At 36.6% G+C, this 24,722-nt stretch carries 21 protein-coding genes and 1 pseudogene; 10 read left to right on the top strand and 12 right to left on the bottom strand.

All coding sequences use genetic code 11. From position 1 onward, the window contains the following. Positions 1-77 precede the first annotated feature (77 nt). From HAV12_RS11160 to HAV12_RS11145, 4 genes are all read right to left on the bottom strand, one after another. The gene (locus HAV12_RS11160) at positions 78-3,773 is read right to left on the bottom strand and encodes a two-component regulator propeller domain-containing protein (protein ID WP_171569731.1); all 3,696 of its coding nucleotides are present in this window, start codon (positions 3,771-3,773) and stop codon (positions 78-80) included. Between the two features lie 925 nt (positions 3,774-4,698). Then, positions 4,699-5,001, bottom strand: coding sequence for a CPBP family intramembrane metalloprotease (locus tag HAV12_RS11155; RefSeq protein ID WP_171569730.1), 303 nt, complete (start codon positions 4,999-5,001; stop codon positions 4,699-4,701). 33 nt (positions 5,002-5,034) lie between these two features. Further along, the gene (locus HAV12_RS11150) at positions 5,035-6,753 is read right to left on the bottom strand and encodes a choice-of-anchor tandem repeat GloVer-containing protein (protein ID WP_171569729.1); all 1,719 of its coding nucleotides are present in this window, start codon (positions 6,751-6,753) and stop codon (positions 5,035-5,037) included. Between the two features lie 133 nt (positions 6,754-6,886). Next, positions 6,887-8,524, bottom strand: a complete 1,638-nt coding sequence (locus HAV12_RS11145) for a T9SS type A sorting domain-containing protein (RefSeq protein WP_240345275.1) — start codon at positions 8,522-8,524, stop codon at positions 6,887-6,889. Here HAV12_RS11145 and HAV12_RS11140 point away from each other — a divergent pair. Beyond that, positions 8,523-8,789, top strand: a complete 267-nt coding sequence (locus HAV12_RS11140) for a hypothetical protein (protein WP_205423373.1) — start codon at positions 8,523-8,525, stop codon at positions 8,787-8,789. The genes HAV12_RS11145 and HAV12_RS11140 overlap by 2 nt on opposite strands. A 306-nt stretch (positions 8,790-9,095) precedes the next feature. Further along, positions 9,096-9,362, top strand: a complete 267-nt coding sequence (locus HAV12_RS11135; protein ID WP_205423372.1) for a hypothetical protein — start codon at positions 9,096-9,098, stop codon at positions 9,360-9,362. A 506-nt stretch (positions 9,363-9,868) separates the two neighbouring features. Here HAV12_RS11135 and HAV12_RS11130 read toward each other — a convergent pair. From HAV12_RS11130 to HAV12_RS11105, 6 genes are all read right to left on the bottom strand, one after another. Beyond that, entirely contained in the window at positions 9,869-10,534 is a 666-nt protein-coding gene (locus tag HAV12_RS11130) for a response regulator transcription factor (RefSeq protein ID WP_171569727.1), read from the bottom strand. Continuing rightward, entirely contained in the window at positions 10,531-11,304 is a 774-nt protein-coding gene (locus HAV12_RS11125) for a sensor histidine kinase (RefSeq protein WP_171569726.1), read from the bottom strand. The genes HAV12_RS11130 and HAV12_RS11125 overlap by 4 nt, the downstream gene beginning before the upstream one ends. A gap of 677 nt (positions 11,305-11,981) precedes the next feature. Then, a complete protein-coding gene (locus HAV12_RS11120) occupies positions 11,982-12,248 on the bottom strand; it encodes a hypothetical protein (RefSeq protein WP_240345267.1) in 267 nt (88 codons plus the stop codon). Between the two features lie 548 nt (positions 12,249-12,796). Then, positions 12,797-13,612, bottom strand: coding sequence for an AraC family transcriptional regulator (locus HAV12_RS11115; protein ID WP_171569724.1), 816 nt, complete (start codon positions 13,610-13,612; stop codon positions 12,797-12,799). A gap of 257 nt (positions 13,613-13,869) precedes the next feature. Further along, positions 13,870-14,538, bottom strand: a complete 669-nt coding sequence (locus HAV12_RS11110; RefSeq protein ID WP_240345266.1) for an SDR family oxidoreductase — start codon at positions 14,536-14,538, stop codon at positions 13,870-13,872. Between the two features lie 13 nt (positions 14,539-14,551). Further along, positions 14,552-15,550, bottom strand: a complete 999-nt coding sequence (locus HAV12_RS11105) for an SDR family NAD(P)-dependent oxidoreductase (protein ID WP_171569723.1) — start codon at positions 15,548-15,550, stop codon at positions 14,552-14,554. Between the two features lie 774 nt (positions 15,551-16,324). Here HAV12_RS11105 and HAV12_RS11100 point away from each other — a divergent pair. The 7 genes from HAV12_RS11100 (at position 16,325) to HAV12_RS11070 (ending at position 22,277) form a co-directional block, all read left to right on the top strand. Continuing rightward, a complete protein-coding gene (locus HAV12_RS11100) occupies positions 16,325-17,278 on the top strand; it encodes a hypothetical protein (RefSeq protein ID WP_171569722.1) in 954 nt (317 codons plus the stop codon). Positions 17,279-17,643: 365 nt separating this feature from the next. Next, positions 17,644-18,144, top strand: a complete 501-nt coding sequence (locus HAV12_RS11095) for a hypothetical protein (protein ID WP_171569721.1) — start codon at positions 17,644-17,646, stop codon at positions 18,142-18,144. A 208-nt stretch (positions 18,145-18,352) separates the two neighbouring features. After that, positions 18,353-18,820, top strand: a complete 468-nt coding sequence (locus HAV12_RS11090; RefSeq protein WP_171569720.1) for a hypothetical protein — start codon at positions 18,353-18,355, stop codon at positions 18,818-18,820. A gap of 142 nt (positions 18,821-18,962) precedes the next feature. After that, positions 18,963-19,316, top strand: a complete 354-nt coding sequence (locus HAV12_RS11085) for a hypothetical protein (RefSeq protein ID WP_171569719.1) — start codon at positions 18,963-18,965, stop codon at positions 19,314-19,316. A 526-nt stretch (positions 19,317-19,842) separates the two neighbouring features. Further along, entirely contained in the window at positions 19,843-20,211 is a 369-nt protein-coding gene (locus HAV12_RS11080) for a hypothetical protein (protein WP_205423371.1), read from the top strand. A 491-nt stretch (positions 20,212-20,702) separates the two neighbouring features. Next, complete coding sequence (locus HAV12_RS11075; RefSeq protein WP_171569717.1) at positions 20,703-21,191, top strand: hypothetical protein; 489 nt, start codon at positions 20,703-20,705, stop codon at positions 21,189-21,191. A 726-nt stretch (positions 21,192-21,917) separates the two neighbouring features. Next, on the top strand, positions 21,918-22,277 hold the full coding sequence (locus HAV12_RS11070; protein ID WP_171569716.1) for a hypothetical protein: 360 nt from the start codon (positions 21,918-21,920) through the stop codon (positions 22,275-22,277). Between the two features lie 65 nt (positions 22,278-22,342). On the opposite strand, the pseudogene HAV12_RS11065 reads toward HAV12_RS11070, so the two are convergent. Together HAV12_RS11065 and HAV12_RS11060 are read right to left on the bottom strand one after the other, a co-directional pair. Beyond that, a pseudogene (locus tag HAV12_RS11065) lies at positions 22,343-23,011 on the bottom strand (IS6 family transposase). A 39-nt stretch (positions 23,012-23,050) separates the two neighbouring features. Beyond that, positions 23,051-23,227: a hypothetical protein gene (locus HAV12_RS11060; RefSeq protein ID WP_171569715.1), complete on the bottom strand. Its 177-nt coding sequence runs from the start codon at positions 23,225-23,227 to the stop codon at positions 23,051-23,053. Positions 23,228-23,362: 135 nt separating this feature from the next. On the opposite strand from HAV12_RS11060, the gene HAV12_RS11055 reads away from it, so the two are divergent. Continuing rightward, the gene (locus tag HAV12_RS11055; protein WP_171569311.1) at positions 23,363-24,640 is read left to right on the top strand and encodes a glycosyl hydrolase family 18 protein; all 1,278 of its coding nucleotides are present in this window, start codon (positions 23,363-23,365) and stop codon (positions 24,638-24,640) included. Positions 24,641-24,722: the final 82 nt, after the last annotated feature.

The raw sequence follows: 24,722 nt of genomic DNA, 5'->3' as shown, positions 1-24,722 counted from the left end.
AAATTAACGACAAAAAAGGGTTGTTTTGTACCCTAACATTGAACTAACTTTATGTAAACACAGGGCTAACAGAACTTTCAGGAAAATGCCTTATATTCTTTAGGACTTTTTCCGAAATATTTTTTGAAGGAACGTGCAAAATATTTTGGATCATTGTAACCGCATTCAAAACTGATCTCAGAAATGTTTAATTTCTTAGTCTTTAATAATATTTCTGCCTTTTGTAATCTAAAAGAGGTTATGACATCAGATGGAGATTGATTTAGTGTTTCTTTAAATATGCGGTAGCATTTTACCCTCGAAATTTCTAAATTTTCTACAAGGGTTTCTACATTAAAAGAAGGATCCTGCAGTTCCTTTTTTATTATTTCCAAAGCTTGTTTTACCAGTTTATCATTGTTCGTTATCAGTGGATCATCTTCTGTTAAAATTTCAAATATCTTTTGCTGCATTTTGTTTTCCTGCAATATCTCTTTGTTTTTGTCAATTAAAGAAGCTATCTTTTTTGTAATAAATGAGGCGCTGGCAGGCAGCTGAATCAGTGTGTCTATACCAAGCTCTAATAATTGTTCATGCAATTCATAATTGATATCTTCAGAAATATAAATTATGGGCATTTTAAAACCTAACATTTTTCTATTAGAATCTAAAAAATAAATCAGTTCTTTTGAGAATGTTGCCTGATAAAACACCAAAGCAGAAAAATTTATCTGTTTTATGGCTGAGTTTAAATTAGCTACTGAATTTTCAAAAAGCAAGTGGTAATTACTATTCTCCAAAACCTGATTTGCTGCTGTATAATCAGATTGGTCACTAAAAACTAAAAACAACTCCTTATCTAAAGAAAATTGATCTTGTTCGTTGAAATGTTTCCAGGAAATTGTTTCTTTAGTTTTTAAATTTTCGGCAGCTAATTCTAAAGGAATTTGTAAAGTACTTTCAAACTTTTCTTCAGAATTATCGAAAAATTCACCTTTCAAATCCTCCAATAACACATGTAAAGCTTTAAAATAAGGGCTGTAATGTAAAATATTGTACCAATTATTTTTTAAGATGATACTATCGGAAATTACCGTAATTTTTAAAAAGTTATTTTCATAACCAATTTCAATATTTAAGGTACTGTCCGCTTCGGAATATTTACTTATATCATTAAAAAAATACTGTAATAACAGCTTTAATCGCAATACATCTATGTTCACAAAATGAGCAACATTATCTATTTCACAACTTAAATTAACCTGATTATGCTGCAGTTCTTTTTTTAATTTTTCAATACTATTTTTTAAAACAGGAAACAAATTAATTGCTGATTTCCTTATTGCCCCTATATCTTTAACATAACTCAAATAATTCCACCCCGAAATTAAATCGGCAAGTTTACCCGATTCAAGAAGTAAATCCCGTTGCGCTTCGTTGTCTTTTTTTTGTGTACTTGAAATTTTAATTATTTTGGCTATTGGATCTTGAAACTCCGATAACATAAAAGTTTTAAATTTTTCGATTTCAAAATCTTCATTTTTAAGTTTGCTATGCAGTTTTAAAAGTTTTTCTTTCTGTTCTGATATTTGTGTATTTTTTTCATCCAGTTTCTGGTTAATTGCTTCTAAATCTTTTTTCTGATTCTCAATAACTGCGGTACGAGTTCTTATTTTTTCTTCTAACTCCCTTTGTTGTGCTGCAGCAGTTTTGTTTTTATAATAGATTAGCAGAATACAACTCAAAAGTATACAGCCTGATATTAAGATATAAAACAAAATTGTTTCATAGAACGCCTTACTGATGTGAAGGGTGAAAAGCAACGGTTTTGCCACTCCTTTTTCACCCTGCTTAATCAAAAAACTATAATTTCCCGAAGCTAAATTAGCATATTCTATTTTTTTGGAATCTTGTAACAAAATCCAGTTTTTATCTCTTCCTTCTAATTTATAATAAATTTCAGATTTACTTTCTTTAGGAAATACAATTGGTGTTATTTCAATTTCTAATTCATTATCAGCAAAACTTTTTTCGATCACAGGCAAATAGTTTTCATTGCCATCAACAATTAATTTAATTTTCACATTAGGATTAGCGCAGTGAATCTTATTAGGGTTAAAATAATTAAGTCCGCTTACACCACCAAAAAACAAAAGACCGTTTTTATCCTGATAGTAAGCCCCTTCTGAAAATTCCGGTGCCTGCCATCCATGATTTGGATTATAAAAGGTGATTTTAAAAGTTTTTTTATCAATAGATGCAATTCCTTTAGTGGTGCTGATCCAAATTCTGTCACCATTATCTAAGAGACCATACACCATATGACTGGGAAGACCTTCCGCCTCAGTAATATTTTTTATTAATCGCTTTTCTTTATTAAAAATACTAACACCGCCTAAAGAAGCAATCCAATAATTTTCAGTAGTTTTATCAATCAGTACAGAATAAACACTGTTGCCTAAGATACCTTGCTGTTTTGAAATTTGGTATATCTTATTAGTATCTGGATTAAAGATAATAACGCCATTATTTTCAGTTGCTAAAATTAAATCCTGTTTGCTTTTTTTGACACATCTGACATGGTATTTTTCCAGTGCCTTTTGCCCTTTAAAACTCTCAAATTTTTCAGTTTTCAAATTAAATTTAGCCAAACCTCCCCAACAGCCTATCCAAAGTTGTTTGTTTTGATCTTCATAAATAGAATAAGACCTATTATTGGGCAGTTCTTTAATTTTTTCAGCCTCATAACAAGTATACTTAGTACCTGAAATACGTATAATACCTTTATAAGTTCCTACCCAAATTGTTCCGTCACTAGCTGTAAACAAACTTCTAACCCGTTCCCAATCAGGATTCAGATCCGATTCTTTAATTACGTATTTTTCATAAGTATGTTTTTGTTGATTGTAGTAATAAAGTCCATTTGTATAATAACCCAACCAGGTTTTTCCCTTCGGATCTTTAGTAATGGCTCTAATTGTTTCAGTAGGTAAATTCGGGTTTTTTCGAGGATGTGGTATTATGGTATTTATTTTTTCAGACCCCGTATATGCCATACTTAAGCCTCCATCTTTCTGTCCCAGCCAAATGTTTCCAAAATCATCTTGGTGTAACGTTTCTATTTCATTACTGTTAAATGAATACGATTGATACAAGTCAGAAGTAAAATGTTCAATTGTTTTTTTATTAGCATCATTAGAAATAATATACAATCCGTTATCGCGCGTAGCATACCAAAAATTCCCTGACTTATCTTTTAGGACATCATTTATAATCAGTTTAGGATATTCTTTTAGCAAGATTTTTTTAAGATTGTTTAAATCTGTTTTTTTTACAGCATTATGAGGTATTGGAATAAAAGCTTCATTTTGAAATTCATAATAGGAAGTGTTTGTTTGAACTACTATATTTCCTTTTTGAGATAAATGAATATCTTTTGGAATACTTTTAAAATTGAATTTTACAAATTCTCCATTACCACTGTATTTATTTACATTACCCTCCTTAGTAATCAGCCAAATAAAACCACCGTTATCCTTCTTTAATTTAGTTATATAATCACTGGAGATTGTTCTAGCATCGGTAACATTGTGCTTAAAACTTTTAAATTTATGACCATCATAATAATTCAATCCATCCCAGGTAGCAATCCAAAGTCCTCCGCCTGAGTCATTTTCAATATCAAGTACTGAATTATTTGACAATCCCTGGTTGGTTGTAAAATTTTCAAATTTTATTTGTTGTCCAAATGAATGTACTGTAATAAAACATAGTACAAATAACCTTTTAAGCATTTGTTTCTTTTTTAACTCACAAGGATACAATCATAAGATTACTTGAACATAAATTGTGTGTTAAATAAAAAAAGGATTTCTTTTATAATCCCTTTGGGTATAATTAAAAGCCTTATAAGGATATGCTAAAAATAAGCAGAGAAGGATTTGAGTGATTTTAATGATGTAGCTGTAAAATAAATAAAATAGAAACCAGCAAATATTTCCGTTGAAAATCAACAATTTATTATCACAACAATTTTTACTTTACTATTTTTGATCTTGTTTTTATTTAATACGCTGAAAGTTAAGTGCTACTTAATTAAATAATATATCATACCCCCCTTGTATTTACTGGGATTTTCATAAAGGCATTGGACCCTCTTTCTCCACCAGTAAAATAATTGTAGCTAGATTTTCATACTCACAATAAAAAAATTCATCATAAATTATCTATAAATTTTTAAGACCAAATTTAGTAATAACTATCATTAAAATTAATGCTTTGAGTTTTGTGGCAAAATCGTGGCATATTGCGTTTTTGAAAAATAGAAAACCAGCAAAACAAAGGTCCTACAAGCTTAGGTTCGAAACTGTATTAAATCAATTTTCTGAGTGCATTTACAGGCGCCTATTTTTTTAAAGCATTTTGAATGTCCATGAATAAATAGCTAAAAAGCTAGCTTCTGGATTTATACTGCTCTACAGAAAACACAAATATTTACGCTTATTTAAATACCTCCTATTACAAGAAAAGCTTCAGATTCTATGAAGCTTTTTTGTGATAAATATTTTTCGAATTTATTTTACTCCGCTATTTTTATAGCGAACCGTCTGCACAAAAAAAAGACTGAACACTTGTAATTTATCTGTTTATAAATTATATGATCATATTGGATTTTTAACCTGCCTCAAATATTCGAAGTGATGGTTGAGGTTGTGAAATTTAGTGTACTTTTTTTGTATTAAAATATAAATTTAACCCCAAGTACATGACCACACTAGGAAAAACACCTGTAAACAAAGACAAGAATAAATTATTAAGTTCTGTTTTAGAAACTTGATTATGTACCATCGAGCCGTATGGTACTTTTCCTTTAAAGAGAGATTGTATCAAATTCCAGCCGAAATGCATTCCCAATGCAAGCCATATTGTACCAGATTTAATAAAAGCCCCTGCCCATACATAACCTGTTAAACCAGTTATAATAAAAACATACATCATAGGTATAAAACCAGCACCAAACATTTTGAAATATTGTAAGTATGATTACAAGCTGATTTACTCCTTTACAAACTTCCCAGACCAATTGCCTTTATCGGTTTTAATAGTCACGTTGTACATTCCTGCCGCGTAGTTGGCAATATTAATCTGAGTTTTTTCAGCTTTGCTTTCATAGATGATTTGCCCTAGCATATTAGAGACTGTACAGCCTGTAACTTTAAAAATACCATTTTCCGGCATTTTTATATTCAAAACATCTTTGGCTGGATTCGGGTATAAGGTAATCTTCTCCTTATAAGCGGCCATTTCATCAATGCCAAGACAGCCTACATTAATATGCAGCACCATGGTAATGGTTGTCCCGCATTCGTTTACCATTTCGCAGGTATAGTCACCAGCGTCAGCGGCGGTAATATTTGAAAAGTTTAAAACGCCCGTGGTTTGCTGCGGCACAATTTTGCCATTCTTTTTCCAGGAATAAGATGTGGCATTGGTATTTTGAACATCAAAGCTAAAAGGTGTATTTACACATGGCGAAAACGTATCGACATCAAAATAGTGATATGATGGCTTACGGCAAACTTCAATCAGGCCTTCACTCCTATCAAGTATCAGGCCTGTTACCGGTGTACTTAAAGGATTTGCGGCAACTGCCGTATTTGTCACAGGATCAAACTTGAAGATACTTCTACTATCAAAGCGGCCAATGCCATATATATAACCGTTTGAGGCTTTGAGCAGGGTGCTGTGTGGCTGTATTATACCACTGAAATTTCCGTCGCAACCCATATTTATGACAGTTGCCACCGTCTGGCCTGCCACGTCATATTCAAAAAGCGTCCCCAGATGCTGCTCCGGGTTGCAAGGATCTGTACCGCCCTGTAGGGTTATTCCGTAAAGTTTGCCATTGCCGCCATTTATCAAATTGCGGGGCGACTTTCCAGAAACCGCCTCTTCAAAATCAAATATCTTGGTATAGGTATTATTGGTGATATTGAATTCAAAAAGCACGCCGTCGTTATAGGCTCCTCCGACTTCAGTGGTACCGTAGAGCTTCCCAGGGACACCTTCCACGAGGCTGCCAATCGGATAGTTGCCCGATTCGTTAGGATAACATGCAAAAATATAGGGCTGGGTAAATGTATTGTTTTGGGGATTGACCTTGATGATTGTTCCTGCAGCCTGGGTGGTACTTCCAATACAGCCCGCCATGGCTACGGTAACGCCATAAATAAAACCATCTGATGCCTTTACGAACTGGTCGTTGACGTTGTTGCTTAAATTATAATTTCCATTATTGTACTCAGGCATCGTTACACTTATGGTCGTGGTTTCAGTAGCCATATCATATCTGAAGATCCTATATAGCGAAGCACCCATAAGCACACCCGGAATGGGCTCAATTACGTCTGTAAAAGGTTCCCTTGTAAGGCCTCCTCCTCCGAAATTTGCTACAACCCTGTAACGATCAAATATGAGATCATATTCGAACAAGACGCCGCCATTATTCCCTCCGCCAAAAAAACTGCCTCCTTTAGTGGCGGTCCCGTAGAGCTTCCCGTTGGAGGCCAGAAACAGCCTGGCAATCGGTTGCTTTCCATGCACTTCATCAAACAAGTGTACAATTTGTGCGTTTTGACAGTTTCTGTCTGTTTTAAAAATACTCCCAAAAGTCGTTGAATAGCCGTCATTGGTAGGGGAAAGCCCCCAGAATTCCCTTTGTGAATATGAAGAAATAAACATAAACAGTGTGCAGATTAAGTAGATTTTTTTCATAAATTATGTTAGAATATAATAACGTAAATGTATAAAAACTCTGTCAGTTACATTCAAATAGCTGACAGAGTTTTAAAACAAAAAATATTAAAATGTAAGAGGGAAGCCGCAGAACTTCACATTATCAGGGTTATTATTTTATAATTATTTTTCGGCTCTCTGTTTTGCCGTCAACCGTTAAAAGTATGATATAGGTGCCTTGTGTAACATTAAGGTTTTCAATCCGATTTTCCCCGATTTTAAGGTTGTAAGACCCGATTTGCTTGCCCGTCGTATCACTTATCGTAGCGCTGGCTGCCTCCTTAAAGTGGTCTACCTGTATAGAAAAGTTTCCTGTACTCGGGTTGGGGTAAATGCTGATCCCATCATTGGTAAACTTTTGGCTATTAGAATTTGCTTGTCTTAATCCATGGGTGCCGGGTACTGCAAATACACGTACTATGTAAGGACATCCAGGTGATGCAGGAGTAACAGTAACATCGGCCCAGACAGAAGTTGCAGGTGTTGATCCACAAATTGTAAGTGTATTAAGAAAAATGTTGACATTGCCCCCATTTGTTGCAACTGTGCCATTAACATACCATGTGATTCCTGTACCTCCTCCATTAGGATTATTAACCAGGGTAAACTGGTCGCATATGCCGCCATTGCTGTTGTATTGGGCCGTAATTGCAGGCGCTGGCGAAGGCGAATTGATTGTCACTACGTAAGCTGTTGATGCTGCCGGAGATCCGCAACCTGCATTATGAGTTAGTATCAGATTGTATGTTCCTGGTGGAGGCGATGCTGTACCGGTCGCCGTATTCGTGGTATTGAATGTTACCGTATTTGGCGCGCTGAACACAGCCGATCCAGAAGCATAATTTGTTGTACTGCCTGCCACGGTTGAGATCAGCGTGGCAGTGTAGCTGCCAAAGAACGGGCTAGGAACATTTGCCACTGGGATGGTAACTGAAACCGCGCTGGATCTTCCAACATTGAAGCAGCTATTGGTGGATATTGCTCCAGGTGCCACAGCTCTGTAACTTACAGGAAAAATAGCCGTTGTACTGTTGCAGCCTGATCCGCTTACCGCCTGCACCGTAACGTTTCCTGAAGCGGTATTACCATTTGGTGTAATCGTTATTGTATTTGTAGCGGTGGTGGTTGTCGATGGCGACCAACCTGAAGGGAAGGTCCACACGTAAGCAGTAGCTCCGGTGACCGGTGCAACACTATAGGTTACAGATGATCCGCCATTACGTTGCACGCAGGCTTGGGAAGTGCCGACCGGCGTAGTTGTACTAGTTGTGAATATAGGAGCTGACGGCCTAACGAAAATGGGAATACTGACACTGCCGCCACAAGAAATGGATGTTGCTGTCAGGGTATATGCCCCTGGTGTAACGTTTGCCGTCGTATTAATGGTGGCTGTAGTGGTTGGCGTGTTGATTCCGATAGTGAAAGACCCGGTGGCAGGCGTCGGAGTAATAGTCCAGCTTGTACCGTTTATAGAAGCGTTAGGCCCAATAGAAAATGAGCTGGCGACTGCCGGAGTCAAGCAACTGGACGTCGCAGGTGTTATGGTAATTGCGCTGGTAAAGGTGCGGCGTATCTGATATACAAATTCTGATGGTTCACCACAACTGTTGGTAGCTGTCAATACCAGTGAGCCTGAATTATTACCTATATTGCTAACTACAGCCTGTGTCGAGGTCGATACCACGTCCCAAGTTGTATTAGGGGCGCTCCAACTGTAAGTCGTTCCGCTCGGAGGTGCAGGATAATTAATGGTAAATGAATTTAGTCCAGTCGATACGCAACCAGGTATAGTTGTTGATAATACGAGGGTCGATGGTATAGAGGGGTTGAAAGTAGGTGCTACTGGCGTTGAGCCGACTATTTTTTCAACAAAAGTTGTAGGTATGCCTGAAGCCGTTGGTGATATGCCATTATCCCATGGATTTGCACGTCCAAAACTACACCTGATAGTCCATGGCGATCCGGTCAATGAGACTGCGGTTCTGAATGTAACTGAACTTCCATCAGCAGAATAATAAAGTGTTGTGCTTTGCAGTGGAGGCAAACCCGTCCAGTAATACTTGTCAAAACCAATGGAATCATCTGCATTATCACTGCCCACCTGATCGACAGAAAATGTGTATTCTGTATCTGGCAGTAAGCAGTCCGGACCTACAATATTGGGAACATTGTTACTATATGATTTAAATATATCAAAAGAGATGGCCTGCCCACAAGCATTACCAGTATAGCTAATGGTAACCCTTCCCTTGCTTCTGGCCAGATTGCTAGTAGATGGGGCAAGGCTTTCGGTAGGACGCAATCTTTTATTATAAGACTGGATGTTAACTGTACTGACACTTGATGCCGACTGTACGGGCGAACCTGAAGTAGTTCCTGTCTGTACCGAGATATCCCCCAGTAAAGACCAGCCATTGATGGTTGAACCCGAAGGAAGACCTGACAAAATAAAATCTCCAGCCGTAGAGCTTTCATCGAATGGGTCAGGCATCACGACCACACCTCCAGCACCCACTTTTCCGGTTGGACCGAAACCTAGAGTCCCGCCGACTCCGGCAACCACAACCTGGCATTGTGCCGGTACTTGAACTGTTACCTGTGACCACGCTAGGGATCCAGTCAGCATGAGTATTGCCAAGGCAATTTTGCCCGGCATCCTCTTTCTAAAAAAAGTAATGTTTTTCATATAAAATAAATTAAGGATTAAAAAAATGCAATGCATGAAAATGCTGTAATTATCAGCAAAAACTGTTAACTCAAAGCCACGCGGTTTTCTTTCCGTGCATCATCCGATCAATACCATGACTTTCTTTTATTTCAATACTGGAATCATTTGTGTCTATCAAGAATTATTTGTAATTTTTATTATCAGTCAAGTTGAATGATGAGTCTGCTGTTTTGGCAATATGCCGTAAGAAGAAACGCTATCTTCAACACAGTCCAAAGCTATAATTTAAGATTTTACTTATCAATACGTGTTTTCACGTATTTTTTAAAAAGGAGAATAGTGTTATGGGCTATGAAAGATAAGCTTGTATAAGAGCAGATTTTTAAATCTACTTCATACCGCAAGTGTCCAGCATATGGGCGGGGATCACCGTTCAGGCCTGATTTTGTCGAGAGAGATCGAATTATTCGAAAGGGCATGCAGGATAACACCTATAAAATTCCTGGAGTTTGTTTTCTCCATCAGGTTTTTCTTATGGACTTCGACAGTCCTTAGGCTTATGCTCAGCATATCACCTATCTCCTTGCCACTGTATTCCTTGGCTGCAAGTATCATTATCTCCTTTTCCCGATCGGTAAAGGAAATATTGGGCTTACAGTCTTTTACTGCAATGCCAGATTTTATGATCTCAGCAATAACATTCGTCAGGCTTCTTTCAAAATAAAACCCCTTATCTTCAAGGAACAGCAGGGCGTGCCGAAGTTCCAGCGGGTCAACACTTTTTGTCAGGTAGCCATCGACACCAAGTTCCATAACTTTTGAAATCGTATTGATTGAGTCAAGATGCGAAAGGATAAGTATCTTAATTTCAGGGAATTTACAATGCAGCATGGTGCAGGTTTCAAAGCCATCTGTTCCTGGCATCTGCAGGTCCAGCAATACTATGTCTGCTTGCTTTGTTTCCAGCTGTTCGAGAAGTTCGGCCCCACCCGAGGCCTCAATGACAACCTCTGCAAAGCCGAAGGTTTTAATCAACAGGCTAAGGCTCTTCCTGAAAATAGTATGGTCATCTGTAATTGCTACCCTTATCATATATGTTTTTTTGGAACCTGAAGGTTAAGTTCATTGCCGTCCTGTCTTGGAAATTGTTGAAGGTGCCCGTCTATATAGCTTAGACGGGAAAAGATGTTTTTAACGCCAAGCCCCTCTGCAAGACGCAACTGCTCCTTTATCAGAAATGGCTTTCCGTCATCAGTAATGTTTATGAAGATCCAGTCCGTGTGATCTGTAATTTCGATGACCACCCAGGTCGCATCGCCGTATTTCAGAGTGTTGGTAAGCAGTTCCTGCAGGACACGATAGATTTCATAGGCGGCCAGCGGGCAAAGCCCCATAGTGCCATTGGAAGCACATCTTAATTGCAGTTCGACAGCATGCATCTTTCTTATCCGGCGTATATATTCTTCCACCGCGGCCGCAAGCCCGAACGTCTCGATCAGCGGGGGCATCATATTATAGCTGATTTCTTTTGTATTCTGGAGTACAGTACTCACACTCTCCTTGATTTCATAAATTATCGCCTTGGCGGAATCATCGAAGTTGCCCTGTTCGAGTATGGCCAGATAATTCCGGATGGCTCCAAGATCTCCGCAGATGCTGTCATGCAGGTCGGCGGCTATCCTTTTGCGCTCCTTGTTCTCAAGTTCCATTGTTGCATTTAAAAGGTATTCCGTCTCTTCTTTTCTGATCTTTGCAAGCCTACTTTTGTAAAAAGATATGAATGCCACAACGGAAACAGAAAAAACAAACATGATCAGTGTACCGCCCCAGAATACATATTGGCTCTGCATCATCCCTTCCATATCCCAAAAATTAAGATAGTCCTGAAAACTATGATAGCAATCACATTCAATGCCCAGTAGTCAGCAAAATTTCCGGGACTACTTATTAATACGGAATGTGCCATCAAAAATAAGAAAAAGATACTTGAATAGTAAAACAGCGTGCCCTCCATAAAACAGAAAACAGTCCAGTCAAGGAGAGCCCTTTCGAAATGCAGCATATCGAAACACTTTACGAAATAATACATTACACTGGCAACAATAAGGCTGTAGGTAGTACAATTGAGTATGCTGTCGATGAAAAGTTCCTCATTCATGTCCCCATAGAATAGAAAAAAAACAAACTCCACTGCAAAAATGATTGCAAGGCCATATAATAACCTGTGTATCTTGGCGGGAAGGACACTGCAAAAGAAGTAAAGCAGGGCCAAAAATTCCAGCAGTCCACATAGCCTGAACCATATAGCCACGTCAAGCCCTGCGACAATGCTTCCGAAAAACTCGTACAAACTGGCAATCGCTGTCAGGTACAAAAACGGTAAGAATGACTGGGCCTGGCTGGAAAATATATTCCCTCCCCTTACATAAAAAAATGCTACAGGGACAAGCCCAAGCAATAGTGCAAAATAGATCGTTAACTCATACACATTAGTCTCCTAAAAGCGAACTGTTTTTTGGACAGAATTTTGGACAGGCAATTAGGCGTTCCAAAAAACACCCTGGTTAAGATCTTCACCATCTAGTCCTACACCTACCAAAACCAAGTTCTTCGCATTATCCTTTCCGGAGTAGCCGTTGTAGATTCGCACGCCAATACAGTCCAGTTGTTCAAGTATCAAAGTTAGCTTATTTATCCCTACAAAAAAGGATTTAAGATCATTCGGGAAGGCTGCCTGAAATGTTTTTGTATAATCCTGTGCTTCTTGCAAGGAAATTACCTCGCCTGAATTTTGATTTATTTCCATTGTGTTTCATTTTTCACAAATGTAGGACTTATCCTAAAGTTATAAAATACGTGTTTTCACGTATTTTATAATAAAAAATTTTGTCATATCGATGATTCCATTTGATCCGATCGAATTAAGGCTACAGGAGGCAAAAAGTTTTACGAGCGCCTTGAAGTAAAAAATAGAGAGCTGCTCAAAGTAGACGACCTACCTATTCCTTAATTCGTTGATTTTACTAGTGTTTCCAAGCATTCTACCCAAAAGGGATAGCCGAAATAGGTCTCATTTTTAATGAGTTACTTTGCAGCCCTTTGTTCCTTGATCAAGTTTAATCTCAGTCAGTCAATGTACTTTTATAGATGTACTAAAAAAGGATTTAAAATGCAACATATAGATCGTTGCTGCTGTGCCTGTCTATCTTTATTTCGAGGTAAATACACCGTTTATGCTGCTCCCAATCTCTTTATTTTATATAGTGGATGGAGACGTCATTCCAAATAGTTTTCAGGTACAAGCGATACTCTGCCAGATTATTTACACTTAGTCATAATCCAATTTCAGATTAGTTAAAAATTAGGCATTGCCATCTGGCTTGGCGACAAGCCATACTTCTTTTTGAATGCGAAGGAAAAATGAGAGAGGTCTTCAAAACCAACTTCCAGATAAACTTCCGTGGGCTTTTTCTTTTTCTCTGACAACTGATAATATGCTAATTGCAATCTTTTTTCGGTCAGCCATTTTTGTGGCGTGATATTAAAATACTTTTTAAAATCCCTGTTGAAAGTCGACAGGCTGCGGCCGGTCAGGTATCCTAATTTCTCCATAGGCATATTGAACATGAAATTTCGTTCCATGAAGCTGACAAGGTCAACCTTGCCGGGCTCTTCGAAATTTGCCAATACACTATCCACGCTTCTATCAATCTCTCTCAAAATGCTGATGGCTTCAATAATCTTTAATGATGCAATATTTTCAGGAAATTCACCCTCCATATCAAAATAAGGCACCACGGATTTCAGGCAGCTTTCCAAAAGAGGATGACCGTTGAAACTGTAGATTTTCTGCTCAGCGGTATGCCTTCTGTCTATATCTATTTTTTCGTAAAACCTCTTCAGCCGTTCAGCAGATAAATGCATTACCACGGTTTTGTGAGGCTCTCCATTTTTAGGATAATTTATAATGGTAGCCAGAAGATTTCGGGGAATCAAAAATATGTCCCCGGTCTTAAAATAAAAAGTAGCATCTGCCTGTATAATCTTTGTTTCCCCCGAGATAAACCATATAAGCATATGGTCAGCGAACATAAGATCTGATTTAAATAGCTTGTCATCATAACTGGAAAGCTTAATTTCTGGCGTAAGGTATTTTGAGATGTGTTCCATTTTAGAATTTGTTTATTTGATTAGCTTCTATAACATGTTTTCTGTTCTGCCTAACAAAAATAACGTTGTCAAATTTAGAAAATTCATCTGCCTAATTACATGTTTTAATTGCCATACTCAAAAAAAATCTGGGTTTGGAGTTGACACTTGATTTGAGTGGCTCATCAACTTTATAATATAGTACAACTGTTTTACAAGATTAAATGGCCAGCCCGCCATCGATTAGGAAGTCGGATCCGGTAATAAAAAGCGCTTGGTCACCCCAAAAGGTAACAAATAAGGCTGGAAACCTCGGCAGGCTTGCCAAAGCGCTGCAATGGGATGCTGTTTATCATCTGGGTTTCCAATTTTTCATCCATGCCGAGCTTATCCATAATTTCTGTCGCTATAGGCCCAGGACCGACGGCATTCACCCTGATTTTTCTCGTAGATAGCTCAAGTGCCGCTATCTTCACAACAGCATTAACTGCCGCCTTGCTTGCCGCATAAACAGAGGCACTTGCCGGGGAAATGCGTGCCGATGTAGAAGACAGGAAAACTACAGATGCACTATCATTGAGAAAGGGGATAAACTTTCTAAAGGTAAAAAAAGCACCTTTAAAATTAATGCCCATAACTTCATCAAACAGCTCTTCAGATGTTGACTCAATGGAAGCTGTCTTGGTTATTCCTGCATTTATGAGCAACATGTCAATCTTGCCAAATTTTTCATGGACTGATGTATCCAGATTGCTAATGTCCCTTGTACTAGATTGGTCGGCGATCATCCAGGTGATACCCAATTCTGATGCAGCTTTTTCAACAGCATCTTTTCTTCGGCCCGTTATGATAACCTGAGCACCCATTTCTTTGAGCTGTTGGGCCGTGGCTTTGCCTATTCCGCTGTTACCGCCGGTAATGACAGCTAGTTTATCTGGTTTTTTCATCTTAAAAAATTAATTAAAGATTAAATGTTACGACTGTCATTTTTTCACTCAGGTCCCACAGCCTTTTAGCATTCGCCTCATCCAGCGAGTAGGCTTCAACACCATATAACTCGACACTTTCCACATCGTTAGCCAGCTGGGCAATATCAGCATCTTCACAGTAAACCCCTCCAATATTATCCAGTAAAATGCTTGTGGCGCACCATAGGGTCGTTGCAGCACCTTGTGGAATTGATTTAAGCTTAGCTGCCACCTCAGGCAGTATATTACCATCCTGATCAAGAAAACCCATTTTTTGAAATACTTCCACTGATGCTTCTCTGCCCAGTTCAGTGCCTGCAATTGAACCCGGATGCACTGAATATGTCCTGATATTGTGTGCTTTGGCGCGATTGTCAAGCTCAAGGGAAAATAGATTGCTTGCTGTTTTTGACTGACCGTAAGCTTGAAGCGTTTCATATTCCCTGTGTAAAAAATTAGGGTCTTCAAAATTAAATGGTGCCATTTGATGCCCCAGGGAGGAGACATTTATAACTCTGGCACCTGCAGCTTTTTTAAGTGCAGGATATAATCTGGCTGTCAGGTGGAACTGTCCAAGGTAATTGGTAGTAAGCTGCGATTCGATTCCGCGGCTGTCCCTGCGAAGGGGTACCCACATAATGCCGGCATTGTTAATAAGCAGATGTAAAGGTCTTTCAGACAAGAGGAATTTTTTGGCAAAATGATCAATAGAAGTTGGATCCATGACATCCATCTCTTCAATTTCGACGTTTGTAATACCTTGTAAATTTTTCTTTGCTTTTTCAATATCTCTTGCAGGTATTACAACTGTAGCTCCTGCAGCTGCAAGCGCCTTAGTGGTTTCCAGTCCAATTCCTGTATTTCCTCCCGTTACGATTGCGATTTTTCCGGTAAGATCAATTCCTTTCATAACCTGATCTGAAGTAGATGCTGCGTTAAATCCCGAATTTGCAGGTTTTTGGAGCGCTCCTTGATAATTGTTTGTTTTCATCTTATTTATTGTTTAAATGTTACAAGACAAAATTATCAGGATTCGGGACAGTCGGCTTTGTTTACAAAGTCAAATTATTTTGTTTATAATGTCACATTAAAAGCGCAGTACGCTATGTTATATCAGACACTATGCTTTTGAGTGACTAAAAAACCGCCTTGCATGAAATACAAGACGGCTGTCCATAAAAACATAATCTTCCATTTTATGCTTCTATCTGTTTTATTAAGCAATAAGTATTTCAGAGTAGGATGCAATGAAATACTTATTGCTTAGATCCTCGCAATTAATGGTGTAAACTTATATACCCAGCGCTGAATGGTAGCATGATCAACTTGAACTCCACGCATTTTCATGATATCTTCAATATCTCTATAACTAAAAGTATACCTAAGTTTGAAATATACTGCCTGCAGAATAATAGACTTTGGATAGCAATGACCTTTCGTATTCATTTTTAGATGGGTTTAAAATTCTAAAGATAAAAGTTATTCCCAGATGCGACAGAACCATATTGAATGCTTTTAAAATTATTACTTTATTACAGACTAAATAGTTACAAGATTTTTAATTACCTTCGTAAAGGTCCTAAAACTCGTAAAATGCTAGCCAGGTTTCGTTCAGCATATTTGCGATAGTTAGAGTTATTTGCTCCGAAGAAAGTTTTCTGGTTATAGAAGTGTAATTCTCCAAATGAACATTTTTTGTACTGAGAACCTTGTCAATTACAAATCTGCAACACTTAAATGATTTTAACATATAAACAAACACAAAATGAAATCAATTTTATCTTTATGTTTAATCATCATATCAATACATCTGCAAGCTCAGATTGGTATTCACAATACTAACCCACAAGCAACACTTGATGTCACTGGTCAACCAACAACATCAACAATAATGGACGGCATTATTCCACCAAGAATTACAGGTAATCAATTACAAGCCAAAACTTATACTTCTGCTCAAAATGGAGCAATAGTCTATGTAACACAAATAGCTAGTGTTCCATCTGGACAAGTGCTAAATCTAACAAGTGAAGGATTATATGTTTTTAATTCTACATTAAATCAATGGCTGGCAGTAGCAGGCAACACAAATTCTTCGGGTGTAAATGTATATTCTAATACGAACAATCCAAACAGTGCTACAATTTTTGATGATGTATTACCTGTGGTTGCTAACGATGCTTCTTTACAAAATAATTCTAAAAATACATATTATGGGCTGGATGCTTCTATTTGGATTTGGGATGGAACAAATTATATTTCTTATAGTCAAAACTTCAATCTAGCCGTAGGGCAAAGGGTAAGTGTATATAAAACTATGGCAGCTAACGCAGCTAATGGAACAATCTTGCCTTCTACCGGTTTAATTGCATTAGATGGATTAGTTAGAGTTGGCTTAAATAGAGTTGATGCAACTTTCTATAAACCATACCTTGAAAATATAAGTTCTAGTGCTATAACCATAACTTTTGCAAGTGGATTTAGAGGTTCGACTGCGGAAAATAATCAAGCAGTTAATGTATTAATAGCTGCTGGAGCCAATCAAGGTATTGATGGAAATAATATTACATATTGGTCCACAACTGCAACAGAAATATTAACGGCAGATGTTATATTGCCAAATGGCAAATGGTATGAAATTCATTGGATGGCTTATCAAACAGGTGATAACACTACAGGTAAAAAAAATGTTTTTATGTCAGCTTATAGAAAGTTTTAGAAAAATCTTATAACATTTCAGAACAGTCACATCATAATTTGTTACGATTAAATGTAAATTTTAGGACTTAACAGCCATTCAGTTGTCCTGAAAAAGGTTGACTGGTTAGTAATAATTTTTAAAAAAAATCTTATCTGAGACGACCCTATTATTTGTGTGCATTCCATTTTAAATATCCTCTTGTATTAGTGACTAGAAATATAGAGTTTCCTACGCATAATCGTGGCGCATGGAGTTTTATAAAAATAGAAATTCAGCAAAATCAAGGTCTAACAAGTTTAGGTTCGAAACTTTTAGAATATTGAACCTCTTGAAACCGAAAACAAAATGATAATATTCCCAGAAAAACAGTTAAAGAATAGATAATGAGTAAATTCTTTCCAATAGAAAACATCTTTTATAGAACTAAACATTCAAAAGAACAGACAATTCAAAAATTATCTGAAAATATTGAAGCAGAAAAATCATTTGGCTTTGGTGTTAATAGTTACAATTATTCCAAACCATACATTGGACGAGTAATCGGCAGCAACTTTGAAATAAAAAGAGCAATTAGTTATAGAAATTCTTTTCTACCACAAATCAAAGCCGAAGTGTATTCTGAACTTGACGGAACAAAAATCAAAGTGAATATGAAACCTCACGTTTTTGTATTACTATTTATGACAATTTGGTTTGGAGGAGTTTTTATTGGTTGTTTAGCGACAATTTTCGCTCTCTTCACACAAGAATTTACACCATTTTTTTTAATACCTTTTGGAATGTTACTTTTTGGAATTGCTTTACTTTACGGAGCATTTAAAACAGAAAGTTCGACAAGTAAAAAGGATTTGATAAGAATATTAGAAGCTGAAATCCAACAATAAAAAAAACTACAGCTAACACCTACTACAACAGATTTGGGCAATTGGCTTAATGGAAAGTTGGTTTTGTATTTGGGATGATTTACTTCGTCTATTCGCTAAGGCTCGGGTGCTTCGCCTGTTCCTAGCGCTCGGGTGGCAAATCCGAAAATAGAGCTTAATTTAGTCTCAAACTGCTTGTAGCGCGGGGACGTTAGCAAAAATTTACCAAATGAACGTATCAGAAATTATTGGACTTAAAATTACGGAAATTCGATATAACTACATTTATCAGAATGGATATGATATGCAAGAGTTTTTTGCTTATCTAAAATTGTCTAATGGGTCAATAATAGAAATTCCACAAATTTTTGATTCTGAAATTGATAAAGATGAGGAATTAAGTAAAATTTTCTCAAAAGCTAAAAAACCAAATAGCAAATGTAAAACTGAAATTGAAAATCAAAAGATAATTGATATACATTTTTGGCTTGAGGAGGAAGAATCCCATATGGAATTTAAGGCATACTTAGAATTAGAAAACGGGAACTTCGTTACAGAAATGAATTATGGACCAATAGGCTTAACAACTGTTGATTTAGAAATTCTTACTAAGGCTGATTTTGAAAAATTTAAAACAGAACTAGATGAAGGTTTAAAAATCAAATCCTATTTGATAGAATTAAAAAACGTTTGCTAATAGTCGTTTGGCGAGATTGGGGTTTTAGATTGAATTTAAAGATGGTCTTAGTGTTTGGAAAATTCTGTTTAACCGAAAAAATATCAACTCTTTATACCCACAAGCACCGGAACGTTATCACATTTAAAAACATTAAAATGTAATGAATGAACTTTATCCTGAATTAATAGATTACATTTTTCAACACTGTTGGCGCTATTATTCTGAAACGGAAAAAAAAGCTATAAACCATCATATTGGAACTTTGAAGTTTGATAATCGAACTTATTTGCACCCAAAATTGACTGAAGTTAGAGACCGACATATAACATCGGACAAAAATGCTCTGAATTTATTAATAAATGGCTATTCGGATTTTATTAAAAATACAGCCACTCGAATTTTTAAAGAGCATAAAAATGAATTGGATTTGAATTTATGTCCAAAATGTGGAAAGATAGCTCGTACACCAAAGGCAAAACAATGTAGATTTTGTTCACACAATTGGCATAAATAATAAAAGTTTGCTAACAGGTAGTACAACTGATTTTGGGCAATTGGTTTAATGGAAAAGGTCTTGTTTTGTCCCAAACTCGCTGTAATACCAGAACGTTGTGCAATACAACCTTAGCCCCGATAGAAGTGGAAATCCTTTTGTGTCGGAGCTAGGCACAAAAGATTGGAACGTATAACGGGAAGAGCTCCAAAAAAAATAATATTAAAACTAAAAAATAATATTATATACAATTGAGCATGATGATCCCTTCAAATTAGATTCTGGCAGTAATTCTTCATACTGGATTAATCCAACCTAAAACTAAATCAGCTGATTTTTAACTACAGTAAAAACAGCAGCACGACAAGTAAAATAACTGATTCACAGCTATTGCTGCACAGCTAAGAGATTTAGTATATTATTGTTATATTCGCTAAAAAGCTTATCAATTGCCCAAAACCAGCTTAAAAAAGTCGTATTGGTGCCATTTTATGGCTGGTATAAATTATTATAGCCAATTTTAAGAGACGAAAAAAAACAATATAATATGTGGAGCGACAGATATAATTACTTAAACATTCAATGTGACGAGAACTTTTGTCAGAAACTTGACAAATCAGTTGTGGCTCAGTGTCTATTAGAAACAGAATTCTTTAAGCAGACAAATCACCAATCGTTTACAAACACTGACAAATTCCCTTGGGTTGACATCGTATTGGTAGAAACTTATAATGGAAATTATTCGTCTTCTGCCAACGTAAATCAATTCGTAACTTTGGTTGCAATTGTTTGCTCAAAAGGACAAAATATAGACCAACAAATATATATTGACACATTTAAGCAAATTGCTAATAAACTGAATTGGAAACTATATTTGGAAGAAGACGATTATGGAAATGAAAACATTGAACTATAAAAAACTAGCTATAACAGCTAGAACGGAGTCGGGCATTTCGCTTAATGGAAAGTTACTTTTGTATTTAGAAATGATTTACTTCGTCTACTCGCTAAGGCTCGGCTGCTCCGCCTATTGGCTACCCCGAGGGTGGTAAATCCTAATAATGGGCTTAATTAGCCTCAAACCCGCTCTACTATCAGAACGTTGGCAGATATTTTACCGCAGAATCAAAAATAACGCTATGAAAAAAATTATTATAATTGCATTATTATGTATAAGTCAGTATTCAAATGCACAATTTGAAGGTAATTGGTATACTTTTAGAATCCAAGACATATCGTTAAATACCATAACTAAAGACAAATTGATAACCGGGAGAATTGGTAATTACAATTCTTCAAAAGAATACATTGCCAGAGTTGATACTTTGAATATCAAAAAGCGCATTGTAAAAAATGACTCCATCTTATACATAATAACAAATCCGGGGACTGGTAATTCGAAAAAAAATGAAATATATAAATTTATTTACCCATAAAAACTCTAATACTCTTTCGACATTTTTTTTTAACACTCTGAAGAAATTTCAGGAATTACAATCCAATACAGAAAATTTGGAAATTAAAGATATTGAGAAATTTATAAGAGACGATAATTCCAATATCAGTTATTTAACTTACTATCGAAAAGAAACAATAGATACTTATATATCTTATCCTAAACTAATTGAACAACCAACTGATAAAATTATAAAATTATACGAGAATCTTAGTTTGGTTTATATAGCATTACATTCAAAAACTCAGGAAGAAATGTTTCCCTATTTTCTTCTAAAAGGAATGTCGAAAAGCGTTATTCAGGTTCCTGCATATTTAGAATTAAAAATCAATCCATTGGTAAGCGCAGAGAATTACGACGAAATTCTAATTCGTGATAAATTTATAAATAATAAAAGCGTGATTGATGTCATAGAGAAGTTTCAAAACTCGATGAGATAAAAAAATGCGCCAACAGCTGCTGCAACGGATTTGGGTAATTGGCTTAATGGAAAGTTGGTTTTGTATTTAGGATAATTTACTTCGTCTATTCGCTAAAACTCGGGTGCTTGGCCTGTTCGACATCTCAGGTTAAAAATCCAATAATAGAGCTTAATTTAGTTACAAACCGCTGTATTACCAGAACGTTGTGCGATACTACCCTAGCCCCGATAGCAGTAAAAATCCTTTTGTGCCGGTGTTCGGCACAAAAGATTGGAACGTATAGCGGGAAAAAGCTCCAAAAAAAATAATATTAAACCTAAAAAAATATTAAATACAATTGACAATTCCGCTAACAATTCCTAATACTCGATAATCTAAGTTTTTCAGAATTCTGCCACCTTTAGATCAAAAAATAAAAAACTTTTATTTCTCCACAGCAAAACAAAGATAGTATTCCTGGAAAAAGAAGCGTGCATCTTCGGGCATGAATTCCAAAAGTTGGCACCTGAACCAACAATGTATTGTAAAGGACACGGGCTAAAAATATTTAGTGACAGCTATTGCCGCACAGCTAAAAAGATTTGGTATTTATTCTTATATTCGCTTAAAAATCTTACTAATGGCACAAAGCCAACTACTGAAAGCCATATTGATGCCATTTTATGGCTTATATAAATTAGCTGGCAACAATTTTTGAGAAAACCCGAGAAATAAGAACCTCTAACAAAAAAATTATGGGACAAATTGAATAGAAGTAATGTTTTATTTAAAAAGAAAATTAAACGAGCCGAATTAATAAATTGGGCAGAAAGTAATGTCGCAGATTTTAATAATGATTCATCAATTGAATCTATTAAATATTTTTTATATGATTTTAAAGAGGACTTAATCAAGCACTTCAATAGTTTAATGATATTTAAAGTTGAATCTGTAAATATTGAGGAAATCAATTTGGATTATGTAAATATAATTTTTGAGATTGAAGCATCTTATCCTTCATTTCACAAACCAGCAGAAAAAAAAATTTTTATGATTTTGGTTGATGGTGCGGAATTATATGATGTAAATTATTCTGGATTCGAAATAGATTTTAAACCTTGCTAATTTTATAAAAAACGGTTCTGTCGCATCTGTCAGAATCAAATACAAGAATTTAAGTAATTTAAAATTTAGGCCGCCAATTTACAGAATGATTTGAACATAGTTATCTCTGGTCTACTAACCATCTGATTCTTCCTCAGCATATGCACAACTTCAATTCCGCTCAAGGTTCGTCTGGCCGATTCAAAACTTTTAAAACCTAATCCGTTTTGTATGCGCCACTTAATAAAACGATGGTCCTGTTCTACAATATTGTTGCCATATTTACACTGTCGGATTTTAATCTTTGAGAACAAACGCTTGTTATAGACTTTGATAGCGGCAGTATTAGAACCACTTTTATCAATATTTATTACTCTTGGTTTGTAGTTATTACTAATTGCTTTAATTAGAAATGACTGAGCACTCATTCTCTGTCTTTTTCTGGTCAAAAGAAAGTCTACTGTATTGCCTAATTTATCTACCGCTCAATATAAATAACACCAAATACCTTTTACTTTGATATAGGTTTCATCCAATCTCCAACTCGCCCCCACTCTGCCTTTTCTCTTCTTCATCTCAGCCTCAAGCAAAGGTGTAAACTTATAAACCCAGCGCTGAATCGTGGCATGATCAACAGAAACTCCTCGCATTTTCATGATCTCTTCAACATCCCGATAGCTTAATGTAAACCTAAGCTTAAAATATACGGCCTGCAGTATAATAGACTTCCGATAGCAATGACCTTTAGTATTCATGAGTTTAAGAATTTAAAAAGGTAAAGATAAAACTTAGCTTTAGATGCGACAGAACCTGAATACTTCTTCTAAAGGAGCTTCTTTAAAAAGCAATTCTAAAATTCGGTTTTTTAAAAATCCATAAGACAAATTTGTGTTTATTTTATAATCTAATTTTGTGTTTTGATTCTTAACCTTTAATTCTTCTTCTAAATCGTCTAAAATAATTAACTGCATCTTATTCCAAGATTATGCTTACTCATACATTAGAAAATCGTACTCATTACATTTTTTGCATTATAAAAGCCTATTAGTTGGTATTTTTAATAAAGAAATTAAAAACTAGGTAGAAAACTCTAAAATTCTAATCACATGAAAAGCAAAAAAAACTTTACCGGCGCCATCGGTGCGTGGCTGACTAATGAGCTACATCCAGCAAACGCGACCTACAGCTCACCCAACAGCAATTTTAGTTCTATTAAGCTCAACGGGATATACAGCACCCTTGATTACCTGAGCATCGGCTGGTTTGGAGTGGATATGAGTAACCCTAGCAGTCCCACCCTGCAAACCAGTAACACATATCTTGCACAACAGGTTTTAGATGCCCGTGCACAAAACCCGGACATCACCATATTTGCTTTACTGGCCTATACCCAAGAAATCACCAACGATCTCCAAACGATCATCAACAACCCCGCCCTGCTGACCACTTTTGCGACCAATGTTGCCAACTTTCTGGCTAACAATGACCTCAATGGTTTCGACATTGATTGGGAACAGCCCACGAGCCAACTCTCCCATAAGCAATGTGGCCAATGGCTCAACGCATTGGGTAAGGCTTTCGGGGATACCTATTATCTGGCCATTTCGGCGAGTTCTAACCAGTCCGGTAATGTCAACAACCTGAATGCGGATGCTGTGAATGCCAATGTGGATGTGTTCAATTTGCAAAGTTACTGGGTTAGCGATCCTAGCGTATTTATTGCACACGGCATCAATGCCGATCTATTGGGATTCGGTGCTTATTTAGAAAGTGGCGTCACTGCGCTTTATGCTTCTCAGCAATACGCTGCTGGGATTCAGTACCAGAGTAAGCAATACCCCTACCAAACTATGATGAGTTGGCGGCTTGATTCTTCCAACTGGCCTTTCGAGCAAAGTCAGCAACTATTGATGCGGCCATACCTGACCGGCCAACCGGATGTGGTTGTGTTCGACGATGGAGCCATCTTGAATGCGCAAACTACTCCTACTCTTATCCAAAGTATCGTTATCCGTAGCGGAGATGTTGTGGATGCCATCCAATGTACCAATGCCAGCAGCGACGGCTCGTATGTGGTACAACTATTACAACACGGTGGTGATGGCGGCAATGGGAATAATCCGATCAATCTCACAAATGGCCTCACCGCTTTCAGTTACGTAACAGGCTACTGGTACGGACAAAATGTGGTAGTTCAAATCACCATCAACGGCACAAGTTATCCCGCCACCATTAATCCCAATGTAGTTGATACACAAAATTTTCAGGTGACTGCTCCGGCGGGTAGAACTATTATTGCATTCAGTGGACAAACCTGTTATGTGAATTTGGCAGGCGGAGGTTTCAGTTGGGTGTTATCGCAGATCAACGGAGTATTCGGTTAGTGATTTTTTTATTCCCTCTGGTGCTCGTATGCAACGAGTGCCTACATAATATTTAAAAGATAATTGTAGCGTTTGTAATGCG

This window comes from Flavobacterium sp. CLA17 (genome assembly GCF_013112255.2).
In the GTDB taxonomy this organism is placed as follows: Bacteria; Bacteroidota; Bacteroidia; order Flavobacteriales; family Flavobacteriaceae; genus Flavobacterium; species Flavobacterium circumlabens.
The sequence above is the reverse complement of the archived record's forward strand: the minus strand, read 5'-3'. Positions and strand labels throughout refer to the sequence as shown.

Bases quoted from the DNA above. Each gene is read 5' to 3' on its own strand.
- HAV12_RS11120 (WP_240345267.1), bottom strand. From the start codon at position 12,248: ATGGAAATAAATCAAAATTCAGGCGAGGTAATTTCCTTGCAAGAAGCA.
- HAV12_RS11150 (WP_171569729.1), bottom strand. From the start codon at position 6,753: ATGAAAAAAATCTACTTAATCTGCACACTGTTTATGTTTATTTCTTCA.
- HAV12_RS11135 (WP_205423372.1), top strand. From the start codon at position 9,096: ATGTTAACTGTACTGACACTTGATGCCGACTGTACGGGCGAACCTGAA.
- HAV12_RS11095 (WP_171569721.1), top strand. From the start codon at position 17,644: ATGAGTAAATTCTTTCCAATAGAAAACATCTTTTATAGAACTAAACAT.
- HAV12_RS11055 (WP_171569311.1), top strand. From the start codon at position 23,363: ATGAAAAGCAAAAAAAACTTTACCGGCGCCATCGGTGCGTGGCTGACT.
- HAV12_RS11090 (WP_171569720.1), top strand. From the start codon at position 18,353: ATGAACGTATCAGAAATTATTGGACTTAAAATTACGGAAATTCGATAT.
- HAV12_RS11125 (WP_171569726.1), bottom strand. From the start codon at position 11,304: ATGGAAGGGATGATGCAGAGCCAATATGTATTCTGGGGCGGTACACTG.
- HAV12_RS11140 (WP_205423373.1), top strand. From the start codon at position 8,523: ATGGTAAATGAATTTAGTCCAGTCGATACGCAACCAGGTATAGTTGTT.
- HAV12_RS11085 (WP_171569719.1), top strand. From the start codon at position 18,963: ATGAATGAACTTTATCCTGAATTAATAGATTACATTTTTCAACACTGT.
- HAV12_RS11075 (WP_171569717.1), top strand. From the start codon at position 20,703: ATGAAATATATAAATTTATTTACCCATAAAAACTCTAATACTCTTTCG.
- HAV12_RS11160 (WP_171569731.1), bottom strand. From the start codon at position 3,773: ATGCTTAAAAGGTTATTTGTACTATGTTTTATTACAGTACATTCATTT.
- HAV12_RS11155 (WP_171569730.1), bottom strand. From the start codon at position 5,001: ATGTTTGGTGCTGGTTTTATACCTATGATGTATGTTTTTATTATAACT.
- HAV12_RS11100 (WP_171569722.1), top strand. From the start codon at position 16,325: ATGAAATCAATTTTATCTTTATGTTTAATCATCATATCAATACATCTG.
- HAV12_RS11115 (WP_171569724.1), bottom strand. From the start codon at position 13,612: ATGGAACACATCTCAAAATACCTTACGCCAGAAATTAAGCTTTCCAGT.
- HAV12_RS11105 (WP_171569723.1), bottom strand. From the start codon at position 15,550: ATGAAAACAAACAATTATCAAGGAGCGCTCCAAAAACCTGCAAATTCG.
- HAV12_RS11130 (WP_171569727.1), bottom strand. From the start codon at position 10,534: ATGATAAGGGTAGCAATTACAGATGACCATACTATTTTCAGGAAGAGC.
- HAV12_RS11080 (WP_205423371.1), top strand. From the start codon at position 19,843: ATGTGGAGCGACAGATATAATTACTTAAACATTCAATGTGACGAGAAC.
- HAV12_RS11060 (WP_171569715.1), bottom strand. From the start codon at position 23,227: ATGCAGTTAATTATTTTAGACGATTTAGAAGAAGAATTAAAGGTTAAG.
- HAV12_RS11110 (WP_240345266.1), bottom strand. From the start codon at position 14,538: ATGAAAAAACCAGATAAACTAGCTGTCATTACCGGCGGTAACAGCGGA.